Origin of the sequence: Streptomyces sp. SID8352 (genome assembly GCF_009862265.1) — a bacterium.
Classification (GTDB): Bacteria; Actinomycetota; Actinomycetes; order Streptomycetales; family Streptomycetaceae; genus Streptomyces.
Genome location: NZ_WWGX01000089.1, coordinates 43789 through 57823, shown reverse-complemented (window position 1 = coordinate 57823; position 14035 = coordinate 43789). Strand labels below are relative to the sequence as shown.

The following is a 14035-nucleotide window of genomic DNA, read 5'->3' as shown; positions in this document are numbered from 1 at the left end:
CCCGGACCGTGAGCGCCGGGCGAGGGGCCGGGTGGGGCGGGGGGCCTCCGCACGGGCCGCCGCCCCGGGGGACCGGGGCGGGCCCGACGGGCCGGACGGGTCGGCCGCACCGGGTCCCGGCCCTCCCCCGGGCTCAGCGCACCACGCTCAGGGACAGCGCGAACCGCCCCTCCCGGTCCGTCCACCAGTGCGCCAGGTCCAGGCCCGCCGCGGCCAGCTCGCCGCGCACCCCCTCCTTCCGGAACTTCGCCGACACCTCGGTGCGCAGCTCCTCCCCGGCCGCGAACTCCACGGCCAGGTCCAGCGCCTTCACCTTCACCGTCTGCGCCGTGCGGGAGCGCAGCCGCATCTCGATCCACTCCCGCCCGGCGTCCCAGAGGGCCACGTGGTCGAAGGCGTCGGGCTCGAAGTCGGCGTCCAGTTCGCGGTTGACGACCGCCAGCACGTTCTTGTCGAAGGCGGCCGTGACCCCCGCCGCGTCGTCGTAGGCCCGGACCAGGACCTCCTCGTCCTTGACCAGGTCCGTGCCCAGCAGCAGCGCGTCCCCCGGGGCGAGCAGCGCCCGGACCGAGGCCAGGAAGGCGGCCCGCTCCCCGGGCAGCAGATTGCCGATCGTGCCGCCGAGGAAGGCCAGCAGCCGGGGACCGGGGGTGTCGGGCAGCTCCAGAGCGGCGGTGAAGTCCGCGATCAGGGCGTGCACCGAGAGCCCCGGGCGCTCGGCCGCGAGGGCCCGCCCGGCTCCGGTGAGCGCGCTCTCGCTGACGTCGACGGGCACGTAGACGCGCAGCGAGGTGAGGGCGTCGAGCAGGAACCGGGTCTTCTCCGAGGAACCGGAGCCCAGTTCGACCAGAGTGCGGGCGCCGGTCGCCGCGGCGATCTCCCCGGCCCGGCCGACGAGGATCTCCCGCTCGGCGCGGGTCGGGTAGTACTCCGGCAGAGTGGTGATCCGCTCGAACAGCTCGCTGCCCCGGGCGTCGTAGAACCACTTGGGCGGCAGCCATTTGGGGGTGCCGGTCAGACCCGTCCGGACGTCGGAGCGCAGGGCGGCGTCCGTGGCGTCCTCGGGAAGCGTGCGGGTGAGGCGGAACGGACTCAAGGGCGGGGCTCCTTCGCGGATGCGGACGCTGACGCGGGGGCGGGCACGGACGGCGGTGCTCCGCCGGGTCCCCCGAGGGCGGTGAGCAGCACCTCGGTGCCGCGGACCGTGAGCAGGGTCCGGTCGGGCACCTCCCGCCAGCGCGGATCGTCGTCGTAGGGCTCGGAGGCGGCGACCGTGCCGCCGTCCGGCCGGGACAGGTACCAGAGGCTGTCCCCCCAGGCGGTGGCGGCGATGACCGCGCCGTCGGTGAGCAGCAGGTTCAGCCGGGAGCCGGGGGCGGCCTCGGCCACCTCGCGCACCGTGTCGGCCAGCGCCGGGCCCGGGGCCGCGCCGGCCCGCAGCCGGTGCAGCACCAGCGCCCACACCAGTGCCGAGTCGGTGCGCGCCGCCAGCGCCAGCAGCTCGGCCGGGGGCAGGGTGGCAGCGACGGACGCCAGCGAACCGGGCCATCCCGCGACGGCGCCGTTGTGGCTGAACAGCCAGGTGTCCGCGGCGAACGGGGCGGCGGCCGCCTCCCCGTCGGCGCCCGCCACCGTCGCGTCCCGCACGGCGCCGAGCAGCGCGCCGGAGCGGACCACCCGGGCCAGGTCGGCGAAGGAGGGATCGGCCCAGACCGGGCCCGCCCGCCGGTAGCGGGCCGGGACCGGATCGCCCCCGGCGTACCAGCCGACGCCGAAACCGTCGGCGTTGACCGTCCCGTACCGCTGCCGCCGGGGTGCCCAGGACTGGCGGTACAGGCCGTGCGGCGGCTCCACCAGCAGCCGGCCCAGCGGCACGGCCGGTCCCGTGTAGGCCAGGTGGCGGCACATCAGACGTCCTCCGCGGACCGGGCCGTGCGGAAGCCCGAGAAGATCTGCCGGCGCACCGGGTAGTCCCAGTTGCGGAACGTGCCCCGGCAGGCCACCGGGTCCACGGCGAACGAGCCGCCGCGCAGCACCTTGTACTCCGGCCCGAAGAACACCTGCGAGTACTCCCGGTAGGGGAAGACCCGGAAGCCGGGGTACGGGGCGAAGTCGCTGGACGTCCACTCCCAGACGTCGCCGATGAGCTGCCGCACGCCGAGCGGCGAGGCCCCGGCCGGGTAGCTCCCGGCGGGGGCCGGACGCAGATGGCGCTGGCCCAGGTTGGCGTGGCGGGGGCCCGGGTCGGCGTCGCCCCAGGGATGGCGGCGGGAGCGGCCGGTCGCCGGGTCGTGCCGGGCGGCCTTCTCCCACTCGGCCTCGGTGGGCAGCCGCCGCCCGGCCCAGCGGGCCCACGCGTCGGCCTCGTACCAGGAGACGTGCACCACCGGCTCGTCCGGCGGCACCGGCTCCGTCACGCCGAAGCGCCGCCGCAGCCACTGGCCGCCCTCGCGCCGCCAGAACAGGGGCGCGGTGATGCCGTGCCGCCGCACGTGCTCCCAGCCCTCCGGGGCCCACCAGCGCGGGTCCCCGTAGCCGCCGTCCTCGACGAAGGCCGTGTACCGGGCGTTGGTCACCGGCACGGTGTCGATGAGGAACGGCGCCACCTTGCGCCGGTGCGCGGGCCGCTCGTTGTCCAGGGCCCACGGCTCGGTGGAGGTGCCCATGGTGAACGGGCCGCCGGGCACCAGGACCTCGGCGGGTCCGGTGAACGGCCCGACGGGTTCCGGATCGGGCGCGGACAGGGCCGGGGGGCCGCTGCGGAGCTGATGGGTGATGAGCATCGTCTCGTCGTGCTGCTGCTCGTGCTGGGCGATCATCCCGAAGGCGAAGCCGGCCTCCGTCAGCCGCGTCCCGCCGAAGACGGACCCGGCCAGCACGTCCAGCGCCCGGCCGCGCACCTCGGCGGCGTAGCGGCGGGCCTCCTCGGGCGGCAGCAGGGGCAGCCGGGGGCGCTCGGAACGGGGGTGCTCGAAGGCGTCGTACAGGCCGTCGATCTCGGGCCGCATCGCCTCGTGTCCGCCCACGGTCCGCAGCAGCCACTGCTCCTCCTGGTTGCCTATGTGCGCCAGGTCCCAGACCAGGGGCGACATCAGCGGGGAGTGCTGGGCGGTCAGTTCGGGTCCGTCGACGCAGCCGGTGAGCAGGGCGGTGCGGTCGCGGGCGGTGAGCAGCGCCGCCAGGGCCCGTTCGCGCAGGGCCTCGGGGTCCGTCGGCGGCGCGGCCGGACCGGGGGTGCCGGGGCTGCCGGTGGTCGGTTCGGTGGGCTCGGTCATGGGCGGATGTCCCTCGTGGGGGCCGGGCCGGGGGAGTCCGGACGGTCCAGCAGGTCGTCGGCGGGGCAGCGCCCCCGGGAGACGTAGCGGTCCAGGTACCCCGCGACGGCCTCGGTCACCCCGGTGGCGGCGCCGAGCCGGGGCAGGGCGGCCAGGGCCGCCGTGAAGCAGGTGACGGCGGCGTCCCGCAGCTCGGGATCGGTGAGCCCGGCGCGGGCCGCGTCCCGCCACAGCGGGTTGTGCGGGGCCGGCATGCCGAGGGTGCGCTCCGCGAGCGGCTTGACGCTCCGGTAGGCGGTCTCGGTGGCCTCCGGGTCGTCGAACAGTGCCGCCGTGACGGCGAGCGGCACCATCCAGCCGTCGTCCCCCGGCTGCGCGTCGATCATGCGCAGCTCCAGGTGGCCGCGGGGCCTGACCGAGGGGAACAGGGTGGTGAGGTGGTAGTCGAGGTCCTCCTGGGTGGGAGGGCGCGGCATCCCGGAGCCGGTCCACTCGCGGAAGGTCAGCTCCGCCGGGACCTCCCACGGGACGGCGTCGCCGCGCACGCACATCACCGGGCTGTCCAGCACGTGCCGGGCCCAGGCGCGGCGCGGATCGGTGTCCAGCGGGGCGCCGCCCGCGCGGGCGGGGCCGATCTGGGTCCAGCGCAGCTGCCGGGTGGAGAGCCAGCCGGTGGGCCGCCCGGCGGCCAGCGGCGAGTGGGCGAACGCGGCCACCAGGACCGCGCCGAGATGGTGGGCCAGCCACCAGCGCCGCACATAGCCGAGCGGACCGGGCTCCTCGTACCCGGCGTCCACGCAGACCTGCACGGACGCGGAGGTGCACATCATGGCGCGCCCGGCGGGGCCGTTGCGGTCGAGGCACGCCTCCATGGCGTCGTAGCGCGGCTGGCGCAGGAAGCGGCGCGGCGGCTGCCAGGGATCGTGGCCGATGCCGACCAGGGCGAGTCCGTGCCCGTCCAGCACGGCCCGGACCGCGTCGAGGTCGGCCGCTACGGAGTCCACGCACTCCATGAGGGAGGCGGCGGGACGCGAGCTGAGTTCGAGCTGGCCGCCGGGCTCCACGGTCAGCGCCGAGTCCAGAGGGACGGAGCGCAGGGCGGCGTAGACGGCGTCGAGCCGTTCGGCGGGGACGGGGCGCCTGGGGGCCCCGCGGTCGTGGACGAGCCATTCGAGTTCGACGCCCAGGCGCCGGGGCGGGCCGGTCTTGAAGCAGATGCCGCGGACCATTGCCTCGGCCGCGGCCTCGCTGATGGCGGTGCGTGACCGGATACAGTCACTTACCGAATCTGACATGTCGGTATCCTCCCGAGATTCCACCATGTCGCCGGCCGTTCGGGTGGGACGGGTCGGCGGACCCGTCCCACCCAAAACCCTCGTGCCGCTCGGCACAAGGGCGCATTTCGGGACTTCTCGTCGTGGATATGTGCCGCTCCCCGGCCGTTCCCGAGCCCGTCGCCCGCCGTCCCCGGTCCGTCCGGGGCCGGGAAGCTCCGGCGGGCGACGTGACCAGCATCGCCCAGGACGGCGGCGCGGGCACGGTGGAGCGGCCGCGCGGCCTGCGGTCACGTCCGGCGGGGCGCGCCGGGGCCGGGGGTGGGGGCAGCGGCTCCCCGGGGCGGGCGGGGGCCGCGCGTCGGCCGGGACGTGCCGCTCGCCCCGGCGGCCGGTATACGACCGGTCGCCCGCTCCGGGAGCGGTGGCCCGGCCGCCGGGCCGGGGCGCTCGTGGCGGCGGAGGCGGCCGGGGCGGGCACCGGGCGGAGGGAGGCACGGTGCGCGGGCCGGGGGGAGGGGCGCAGGGTGCGCGGACCCGGGAGGAGAACGCGGGGCGCGAGTCGTCGGGGTGCGAAGACGGGGCTGAGGAGCCCGGCCCTCCCGGTCCAGTGACCTGGGTCAGAGATTCTTCGTCAGATCGCGGCCATCAGCCGGATGCCGTGCGGCCTCCGGCACGACTGGCAGCTCGCGAGAACCACCCGAATATCTCCGACTCAGGTCACTAGCTCCAGCCGTAGCGTTCGCGCAGCCGTCCGCGTACGAGGTCGAACCGCCCGCGGTCCAGCGCGCAGGCCTCGCGGCGCATGCCGTCCTCGTGCAGCCGCAGGACCCGGTCCACGTCCACCCAGGAGTCCCGGCCCGACCGGTCCCAGGGGCCGTTCCCGATCGGCACCCACTCCCGGTCGTCGTCGTGCCGCTTGCTGGACAACTGCACGGCCAGCAGCGTGCCGCCGCTCTCGCGGGCGACGACGAGCACCGGCCGGTCCTTGCCGCGCCCGTCGTTCTCCTCGAACGGCACCCAGGTCCAGACGATCTCCCCCGGGTCGGGATCCCCGTCGCGCGAGGGCGCGTACGCGGTGCGCACCCGGCCCACGGCGCGGGGGTCGGCCTGGGCGGTCGCGGAGGGGCCGCGGCGGCCGGGGACGTCGGCGTCGGTGTTCTCGGTGAAGTCGTTCACGCCCGTACCGTACGGGACGCCCCGTACGGGGCGCCGGGGCATCCCTCCCGGGAACCAACCCCCGGGAACCAGTGGGGCATCTCCGGTGCGCGGCGGGTCCGGGGCGTTCCGGCGGGCGGCGGATGGCAGGCTTGGCCCCCCGGGGCACGTGGTCGACCGCCGGGACGGTCACCTTCCCCCGGTCCCGTCCTTTCCCCCGTCCCGTCCGCCCCCTGTCCCGTCCGTCCCCGTCACCCTCTCCCGTCCCCCGTTCCGCACCGCGCGCAGAAAGCCGACGTCATGACCGACCAGCTCACCGTGACCGTCCTGGGCACCGGCATCATGGGTGCCGCCATGGCCCGCAACCTCGCCCGGGCCGGACACGCCGTCCGCGTCTGGAACCGCAGCCGGGACAAGGCCGAACCGCTCGCCGCCGACGGCGCGCACGTCGCGGACGGTCCCGAGGAGGCGGTGCGCGGCGCCGATGTCGTCCTCACCATGCTGTACGACGGCCCCGCCGCCCTCGACGTGATGCGCCGGGCCGCCCCGGCGCTGCGCCCCGGAACCGCGTGGGTCCAGTCCACCACCGCCGGGCTGGACGCCCTCGACGGGCTGGCCGCCTTCGCCCGCGAGCAGGGCCTGGTCTTCTTCGACGCCCCCGTCCTCGGCACCAGGCAGCCCGCCGAGGCGGGGCAGTTGCTGGTCCTGGCCGCCGGTCCCGCGGACGCGCGGGACATCGTGGCGCCGGTGCTCGACGCCGTCGGCTCCCGCACGGTGTGGACCGGTGAGGACGGCGCGGCGGGCAGCGCGACCCGGCTCAAGCTCGTGGCCAACAGCTGGGTCATCGCGGCCACCAGCGCGGCCGGCGAGGTGCTCGCGCTCGCCGGGGCACTGGACGTGGATCCGGAGCACTTCTTCGCGGCCATCGCCGGAGGCCCGCTCGACATGGGCTATCTGCGAGCGAAGACCGACCTGATCCGAAAGGGCGCACTGACCCCGCCCCAGTTCGCCGTCACCACCGCCGCGAAGGACGCCCGGCTGATCGTGGCGGCCGGTGAACGCGTCGGCGTGCGGCTGGACGTGGCCGCCGCGAGCGCGCGGCGGCTGGAGCGCGCCGCCGAACTGGGCCACGGCGGCGAGGACATGGCCGCCGCCTACTTCGCCAGCTTCGACGGGGAGCGCTCCGGCTGAGCGGCGCCGCGCCGCCCGGATGGGAGCGGCGCGAGCGGGGTAGCGGTGGGGGAGAATCGATCACCCGGTCCACACCGACCACAGGAGTCACCGTGCCCAACCCTCCGCTGCCCGCCCGGGCCGTAGAGATGCTGCGCCGCCCCAACCCGTGCGTGATGGCCGTCGTCCGTCCGGACGGCGCCCCCGTCTCCACCGCCACCTGGTATCTGTGGGAGGACGACGGCCGCGTCCTGATCAACCTCGACGAGAGCCGCGTGCGGCTGAAGCACCTGCGCGCCGACCCCCGGGTGACCCTGACCGTGTTCGACGGCGCCAACTGGTACAGCCACCTCGGACTCCTGGGCCGGGTCACCGAGTTCCGCGATGACGAGGACCTCTCCGACATCGACCGCATCTCCGCCCACTACGGCGGATCCGCCTATCCGGACCGGGACCGGGGCCGGGTCAGCGTGTGGATCGAGGTCGAACGCTGGTTCGGCTGGGGAGAGATCAAGGACGCCGTCACCCCGTCCGGCTGAACGGGAGGGCAACTCCCGTTCCGGTCATGCCAGTTGAAGCCCCGCGTCGCGGTGCCGGCGCGGGGTGGGCGGCGGTCGACAGACACGCGGTGGCCCGTCTAGGGTCTTTCGTTTGGATCGGGCCGGATCAGGGAGCGGGGTCTGGCGCCGTGCATCGCAGGGCGGAGGAGGGAGTCAGGGCCGGAGCCCTGGCGGCCGACGACAACGCGGCGAGGTGCGGTGCCAGGGCCCGCGAGCCCGGCATGATCCGAACAAGAGGCCCTAGACTCGATGGTGCGGCGTCGCGTGCCGGTCACCGTTCGGGTGAGGCATGGAGGCGCCGTGGAGATGCCCATGGAGGCATTCACCGTGGCAGTGCAGTTCAACCACACCATCGTCCTCTCCCGGAACCGCGAGGAGTCCGCGGCCTTCCTGGCCGGAATCCTGGGTCTGGAGGTCGGAGAGCCGTACGCGGTGTTCCTTCCCGTCCGGACGGCCAACGACGTCGTCCTGGACTTCGCCACCGTCGACACCGAGATCCCCCCGCAGCACTACGCGTTCCTCGTGAGCGAGGAGGAGTTCGACGCGATCCTCGAACGGCTCGTCGGCGCCGGGGTCCCCGTCTTCGCCGACCCGCAGCGGGAGCACCGCGGCCGGATCAACCGCGGCGACGGGGGCCGCGGCGTGTACTTCGTCGACCCGTCCGGTCACGGCATGGAGGCGTTCACCCGTCCGTACGGCAGTGACCCGGACTCGCCGCTCAACGATGTCACCGAGGAGGTCCCGGGCGCCTGCTGACCGGTGCGGGCGGGCCGGGCCGACGGACGGCGCCCCGGGTGTTCCGGCGGCGCCCGGACCGCCCCGGCCGACGGACTCGGGCGGTTTACCCGCTCCCCTGAGGGCTACGCGGCCCGCAGGGGAGCGGAGCCCCGCACCCGAAGCCGCACCCGGGAGGCCCCATGACACGGCGGACGACACGGCGGATACGGGACGTGATGTCACCCGCGGCGGTGGCCGTCGAGCCCATGACCACGGTGGCCCGCGCCGCGCGGCTGATGCGCGAGGAGGACGTCGGGGACGTCCTGGTCACCTACGACTGCGATCTCTTCGGCCTGCTCACCGACCGCGACATCGTGCTGCGGAGCGTCGCGGACGGCCGCGACCCGGACGCCACCACCGTCGGCTCGGTCTGCACGCCCCCGCCCGTGGTGACCCTGACGCCGGAGGACACCACCGACCGGGCGGTGGAGCTGATGCGCCGGCACGCCGTCCGGCGGCTCCCGGTCGTCGAGCACGGGGGCGTCCCGGTCGGCGTGGTCACCCTCGGGGACCTCGCACTCACCGAGGATCCGCACTCGGCGCTCGCGGACATCACCACCGCCGCGCCCGACCACTGACCGGAGGCACGGCATGGACGACGCCCGCCACGCCCGGGGTCCCGACGACGGCCGCCCCGCCCCCGGCGGCCCCGGCCCCCGCGCCCCCGGCTCGCGCGCGCGGTCCGGCGCCGTCGGCCGCCGCTCCCCGCGCACCGGCACCGAGCCGGTCACCGCGCAGAGCCCGCTGCGGCTGCGGCTGCTGCTGTCGGCCGTCTTCCTGCCGGTCTTCCTCGCGGGCGCCGTCTTCTTCGGCGTGTGGGCCGCCGACACCGGTCCCGGCGGCAGCCCCGGACGCGGCCCGCTCATCGCCCTGGCCGCTGTGTGCGCGGCGCTCGTGGTGATCGCCGTGGCGGACGTGGCCGTGGTGATCCGGCGGCTGCGCCGCGAGCGGGACGCCGACGCCTCCGTGCCGCGCTGACCGGAGCGGGCCCACCGCGGGCGCCGTACCGAGGCCGCCCCCGACGGCCGGACGCGCCCCGCCGTGGGCCGGTCCCGGACGCTCGGGAGCCCGGGCGCGGGGCCGAGGCCCGGACGTGCCGGCCGCGGCCCGGGGCGAGCGCGCTCCCGGGCCGCGTGCGGCCGGTGGCGGCCCCGCCCGGCGACCCGTCGGCCGGGGGATGCCGGGGACGCGCGCCGCTCCGGAGGGCCCCTCCGGCCGCGTGGGCCCGGCCGGGAGGGGACCGCTACTCCTTGAACGCCACCGCCCCGACACCGTGGCCCTGCTCCTGCGGCAGGCCCGAGGGGTCGGCGTCCGGACGCCAGTCGGCGGACCTGACCAGACCCGGCTCCACCAGGCTCAGCCCGTCGAGGAAGCTCCCGATCTGCTCGGGCGAACGCAGATGGTAGGTGTTCACCGACTGCGAGTTGTACGCCGAGACGGCCGTCTGGAGCGCCTCGCTGGTGGCGGTGCCGTCGCTGAGGGCGACGTAGCTGCCCGACGGCAGGGCGTCGACCAGTTCGGACACGATCCGCCCGGGGCCCTCCTCGTCGGAGACCTGGCCGATGATCCCCAGCAGGATCAGGCCGATGGGCCGGTCGAAGTCCAGCGTCGCGGCGGCCTCGGCGAGGATCTTCCGGGGGTCGCGCACATCGGCGTCGAGATAGGCGCACTCGCCCTCCGGCGTGCTGCCCAGCAGCGCGTCGGCGTGGGCGAGGACGATGGGATCGTTGTCGACATAAACGATCCTGCTCTCGGGCGCGATGCCCTGGGCGACCTCGTGGGTGTTGTCGGCGGTCGGCAGGCCGGTGCCGATGTCGAGGAACTGGCGGATTCCGGCGTCCCGCGCCATGAACCGCACCGCCCGTACCAGGAAGCGTCGCTGGGCGCGGGCGACGGCCGCGAACTCGGGGAAGTTCTGGAGGATCATGTCTCCGGCCCGGCTGTCCACCAGGTAGTGGTTCTTTCCGCCGAGCAGGTAGTCCCACACACGTGCTGAATGGGGTCGATCGGTCTGTAGCCGGCTGCCCCAGTCGTCTCGGTCAGTCATGATCGCAGCATGTCACACCGTGGCCGGATCAGCACCCAACTGGCCTGCTGAAAAGTGCGGTTCGGGCCGATACGGCGGGGCGTCGGACAGCACCGGCAGCGGCGCGGCGCGGTCCGGGTGGTTCAGGGGGCGGCCGGGCCCGTGCGGGCGGGGGAGGGGCCACTGCGGGAGACGACGCGCGTCCCCCGGTCGTCGACGACCCGGGCCTGGAGCGAACCGCAGGCGCAGCGGGTCCAGAGGGTGCCGCCCGCGGCGGTGGGGTGCGCGGACATCGTCCGGAAGGGCTCCGCTTCGTCGGGCCATCCGCAGTGCGGGCAGGCGGCGGCGGTGGGGCCGGGCATGGCGACTCCTCGGAGGGGTGCGGGGCGGGAGCGGTGCGGCTGTGCGGGGGACGCCGCGGCGGGCGGGGCGCGGCCCCTCGTCCGGACCGGCTTCGCGGAGGCCGCCGTGGATCCGGGGGTGCGGGGCGTCCCGGGCCGGCGGATACCGGCGGGGCCGTGAACCACTATCGCACGGGCGGCGCGGTGCTCCGGACCGTCTTCCGGGCCGCGTCCGGACGGTGGCCGGGACCCGACCCCGGACGGCGCCCGGCGCGCCCCGGTCCTCCCGCGGCCACACGCCCCGGACCGTCTCCGGGCACCGCCCCGGGCCTCCCCGGGCCTCCCCGGGCCTCCCCGGGGCCGTCCCGGGACCGTGCCCGGACGCGCGTACGGGGCCGGGCTCGGGCGAGCTGCGGCCCCGTAGGGGGTGCGCGGTGCGGATCAGGCGGAGACGGCCTGGCCGGCGTGGCCGCGAAGCCGGGCGACGACGTCGGTGACCTGGGCGACGACCTCGGCGTCGTCCTCCGGGCGGGTCTCGGCGAAGCGGGTCACGGAACCGGGGATGGAGAGCTTGAGGTCCTCGATGACCTTGCCGCCCGCGATGCCGACGGCCTTGCGGGCCTCGTCCTGCGCCCACACGCCGCCGTACTGGCCGAAGGCGGTGCCGACCACGGCGACGGGCTTGCCGCCGAAGGCGCCGGCGCCGAACGGGCGGGACAGCCAGTCGATGGCGTTCTTCAGTACGGCCGGGATGGTGCCGTTGTACTCGGGCGAGAAGAGCAGGAAGGCGTCGGCGCCCGCGGCGACCTCGCGCAGCTTGGCGGCGGCGGCCGGAACGCTGCCCTCGACGTCGATGTCCTCGTTGTAGAAGGGGATCTCCGCCAGACCCTCGAAGAGCTGCACCTCGGCACCCTCGGGCGCGTGCTTGACGGCCGCCTCGGCGAGCTGGCGGTTGTGCGAACCGGCGCGAAGGCTGCCGACGAGCGCAAGGATGCGAACAGACATTGACTACTCCCACTACGGATAAGGACGGGGTCGGATCCCTGCCGGAGATGATCCGGACCAAGGTCCGTTTCAATTTCTAGCATCCTAAGCGGACCAGGGTCCAGTTTTGTTCCCATGCTTTACGCTGAGTTCATGTCCGCCGCTCTGCCGCCCTTCGCCCAGCCCCAGGAGACCGACGGTGCCCTCGAATTGCTGCACCTGAGCACGGTCCCCGGGCCGCACACGGATGCCGGGGCGGAGGAGCCCTGCCTGCGCGCCGACGCCGCGCGCAACCGCGCCCGGCTGCTGGAGGCCGCCGCCCGGCTGGTCGCCGAGCACGGCGCCGCCGCCCTCACCATGGAGGCGGTGGCCGCGGCGGCCTCGGTCGGCAAGGGCACCGTCTTCCGCCGCTTCGGCGACCGCACCGGCCTGCTCCTCGCACTGCTCGACCACTCCGAGCGGAAGTTCCAGGCCGCCCTGCTCCACGGGCCGCCGCCGCTCGGCCCCGGCGCCCCGGCCGCCGACCGGCTGCGCGCCTTCGGCGGTGCCATGCTCCGCCGCTGCACCGAGGACCTCGCCCTGCAACTGGCCGCCGAGCCCAGCGCGGACCGCCGCTACACCGTCGCCCCGCGCCGCTTCCTGCGCGGCCACGTCGCCCTACTGCTGCGCCAGGCCGTCCCGGACGCGGACTGCGAGTTGCTCTCCCAGATGCTGATGGCCCCGCTCGACGCCCCCCTGGTCCACCACCTCACCACCCAGTGCGGAATGCCCGTCGACCGCCTGGAGGCCGGCTGGAACGACCTCGTCACCCGGGTCACCGGCGCCCCCGCCACCCCTCCGGGCATCTGACGGCACATCCTTCGGGCGCCCCAACTCCGGGTGATGTGGCCCCGATTGAGGTTTCACGGACGGTCTCTGCCAAGATGCCGTACGTCATGGTGCAGATACCGAAAACGCCCGCTCCCGCCTTTCCGGCGCCCACCGTCCCCACGAGTGCCGACGTGGCCCGCCTGGCCGGTGTCTCACGTGCGACGGTCTCCTACGTCCTCAACAACACCGGCACCGTCCGCATCAGCGAGGCCACCCGGCACCGGGTGCGCGAGGCGGCCCGCGAACTGGGCTACGTACCCCACGCCGCCGCCCGCAGCCTGCGGGCCGGGCACAGCCGCATCGTGCTCATGCCCGCGCCGTCCTTCCCCGCCGGGCCGCTGTTCACCGGCTTCCTCGCGGAGCTGCAACGCGCCCTCGGACGGCTGGAGTACACCGTCGTCCAGTACGGCGCCGTCGGACTCAGCGGTGACGACGCCGTCCGCGCCTGGGCCGAACTGCGTCCCGTAGCCGTCCTCGTGCCCGGCACCGACCTCACCCCGCAGGGCGTCGACCTGCTCAAACGCTCCGGGGCCCGTGCCGTCGTCACCGTCGGCTCCGGGCCCGTCGACGGCGCCCACGCCCTGCTGCTCGACCACGGGACCATCGGCCGCCGCGCCGGGCGCCACCTCTACGAGCGGGGCCGCCGCCGCATCGGCGTCGTCGTCCCCGCCGACCCCGGCTTACGCGTCTTCTCCGAACCCCGCCTCGAAGGCGTCCGCCGCGCGGTCCGCGGCACGGCCGCCACCGTCACCGAACTGCCCCTCGCCTACGACGAGGAGGCCGCCGCCCGGCTCGCCGCCCGCTGGGAACTCCTCGGCCTCGACGCCGTGTTCACGTACAACGACGAGTACGCCATGCTGCTGATGCGCGCGCTCCAGGACGAGGGCGTCGACGTCCCCGGGCACACCGCCCTCATCGGCGCCGACGACCTGATGCTGGGACGGCTGCTCCGCCCCCGCCTGAGCACCGTCCGGCTGGAACTGCCCTCCGGCCGGGACCTGGCCGCCCTGGTCGAGCGGGCCGTCCACGACCCGGGGGCCCCGCCCGAACGGCACACGGCGCTGGGCGCGACGGTCGTCCACCGCGAATCGAGCTGACCGCGCAGCGAGGGGGCGGGGCACCGGTGGCGGGTCCCGCCCTACTGGCCGCCCCGGCCCGGCTGCCCCTGCTCTCCCGGCTGCCCCTGCTCCCCCTGCTGGGCCTGCTGCTCCGCGACGGCCTTGCGGACCTCGTCCATGTCCAGCTTCCGCGCCTGGCCGATCACGTCCGTCAGCGCGGCCTCGGGCAGCGCGCCCGGCTGCGCGAACACGGCCACCTGGTCCCGCACGATCATCAGCGTCGGGATCGACTGGATGCCGAAGGCCGCCGCCAGCTCCGGCTGCGCCTCGGTGTCCACCTTGCCGAACACCAGGTCGGGGTTCTCCTTGGCGGCCTTCTCGTAGACCGGGGAGAACTGGCGGCAGGGCCCGCACCACGCCGCCCAGAAGTCGATCAGGACGAACTCGTTGTCCGTGACCGTCTGGTCGAAGTTCTCCTTGGTGAGTTCCACGGTGCTGCTCATGGCGTCATCCCTCTTCCTGGTGTCGGCGTCACGCCGTCG

The 14035-nt window shown here is 75.3% G+C and carries 16 protein-coding genes; 7 read left to right on the top strand and 9 right to left on the bottom strand.

Annotated elements, in window-relative coordinates; all coding sequences use genetic code 11:
* Nucleotides 1-133: 133 nt before the first annotated feature.
* The 5 genes from egtD to GTY84_RS26560 all read right to left on the bottom strand — a co-directional run bounded on the left by egtD (nt 134) and on the right by GTY84_RS26560 (nt 5728).
* Nucleotides 134-1096: an L-histidine N(alpha)-methyltransferase gene (gene egtD, locus GTY84_RS26580; protein WP_161228927.1), complete on the bottom strand. Its 963-nt coding sequence runs from the start codon at nt 1094-1096 to the stop codon at nt 134-136.
* Nucleotides 1093-1908: an ergothioneine biosynthesis protein EgtC gene (egtC, locus tag GTY84_RS26575; protein WP_161228926.1), complete on the bottom strand. Its 816-nt coding sequence runs from the start codon at nt 1906-1908 to the stop codon at nt 1093-1095. The genes egtD and egtC overlap by 4 nt, the downstream gene beginning before the upstream one ends.
* Complete coding sequence (gene egtB, locus GTY84_RS26570) at nt 1908-3275, bottom strand: ergothioneine biosynthesis protein EgtB (protein WP_161228925.1); 1368 nt, start codon at nt 3273-3275, stop codon at nt 1908-1910. Before egtB ends, egtC begins: the two co-directional genes overlap by 1 nt.
* Nucleotides 3272-4570 carry an ergothioneine biosynthesis glutamate--cysteine ligase EgtA gene (gene egtA / locus GTY84_RS26565; protein WP_161228924.1) on the bottom strand — a complete coding sequence of 433 codons (1299 nt, stop codon included), beginning with the start codon at nt 4568-4570 and terminating at the stop codon, nt 3272-3274. Before egtA ends, egtB begins: the two co-directional genes overlap by 4 nt.
* Nucleotides 4571-5272: 702 nt before the next feature.
* The gene (locus GTY84_RS26560; RefSeq protein ID WP_265292343.1) at nt 5273-5728 is read right to left on the bottom strand and encodes a type II toxin-antitoxin system PemK/MazF family toxin; all 456 of its coding nucleotides are present in this window, start codon (nt 5726-5728) and stop codon (nt 5273-5275) included.
* A 279-nt stretch (nt 5729-6007) separates the two neighbouring features.
* Between GTY84_RS26560 and GTY84_RS26555 the strand changes: the two genes are divergently transcribed.
* The 5 genes from GTY84_RS26555 (at nt 6008) to GTY84_RS34770 (ending at nt 9192) form a co-directional block, all read left to right on the top strand.
* Nucleotides 6008-6898: an NAD(P)-dependent oxidoreductase gene (locus GTY84_RS26555; RefSeq protein ID WP_161228922.1), complete on the top strand. Its 891-nt coding sequence runs from the start codon at nt 6008-6010 to the stop codon at nt 6896-6898.
* Nucleotides 6899-6990: 92 nt separating this feature from the next.
* The gene (locus GTY84_RS26550) at nt 6991-7416 is read left to right on the top strand and encodes a PPOX class F420-dependent oxidoreductase (protein WP_161228921.1); all 426 of its coding nucleotides are present in this window, start codon (nt 6991-6993) and stop codon (nt 7414-7416) included.
* A gap of 348 nt (nt 7417-7764) precedes the next feature.
* Complete coding sequence (locus GTY84_RS26545; RefSeq protein WP_161228999.1) at nt 7765-8193, top strand: VOC family protein; 429 nt, start codon at nt 7765-7767, stop codon at nt 8191-8193.
* 161 nt (nt 8194-8354) lie between these two features.
* Nucleotides 8355-8792 carry a CBS domain-containing protein gene (locus GTY84_RS26540; RefSeq protein ID WP_161228920.1) on the top strand — a complete coding sequence of 146 codons (438 nt, stop codon included), beginning with the start codon at nt 8355-8357 and terminating at the stop codon, nt 8790-8792.
* A gap of 13 nt (nt 8793-8805) precedes the next feature.
* On the top strand, nt 8806-9192 hold the full coding sequence (locus tag GTY84_RS34770) for a DUF6343 family protein (protein ID WP_272919278.1): 387 nt from the start codon (nt 8806-8808) through the stop codon (nt 9190-9192).
* A gap of 265 nt (nt 9193-9457) precedes the next feature.
* Here GTY84_RS34770 and GTY84_RS26530 read toward each other — a convergent pair whose 3' ends face one another.
* From GTY84_RS26530 to GTY84_RS26520, 3 genes are all read right to left on the bottom strand, one after another.
* Nucleotides 9458-10261, bottom strand: coding sequence for an SAM-dependent methyltransferase (locus GTY84_RS26530; RefSeq protein WP_161228919.1), 804 nt, complete (start codon nt 10259-10261; stop codon nt 9458-9460).
* A gap of 122 nt (nt 10262-10383) precedes the next feature.
* A complete protein-coding gene (locus GTY84_RS26525; RefSeq protein WP_161228918.1) occupies nt 10384-10602 on the bottom strand; it encodes a hypothetical protein in 219 nt (72 codons plus the stop codon).
* A gap of 420 nt (nt 10603-11022) precedes the next feature.
* The gene (locus tag GTY84_RS26520; RefSeq protein ID WP_161228917.1) at nt 11023-11586 is read right to left on the bottom strand and encodes an NAD(P)H-dependent oxidoreductase; all 564 of its coding nucleotides are present in this window, start codon (nt 11584-11586) and stop codon (nt 11023-11025) included.
* Nucleotides 11587-11718: 132 nt separating this feature from the next.
* Between GTY84_RS26520 and GTY84_RS26515 the strand changes: the two genes are divergently transcribed.
* On the top strand, nt 11719-12414 hold the full coding sequence (locus tag GTY84_RS26515; protein ID WP_161228916.1) for a TetR/AcrR family transcriptional regulator: 696 nt from the start codon (nt 11719-11721) through the stop codon (nt 12412-12414).
* An 86-nt stretch (nt 12415-12500) separates the two neighbouring features.
* Nucleotides 12501-13532, top strand: coding sequence for a LacI family DNA-binding transcriptional regulator (locus GTY84_RS26510; RefSeq protein WP_161228915.1), 1032 nt, complete (start codon nt 12501-12503; stop codon nt 13530-13532).
* A 41-nt stretch (nt 13533-13573) separates the two neighbouring features.
* On the opposite strand, the gene trxA is transcribed toward GTY84_RS26510, so the two are convergent.
* Complete coding sequence (trxA, locus tag GTY84_RS26505; RefSeq protein ID WP_161228914.1) at nt 13574-13996, bottom strand: thioredoxin; 423 nt, start codon at nt 13994-13996, stop codon at nt 13574-13576.
* Nucleotides 13997-14035: the final 39 nt, after the last annotated feature.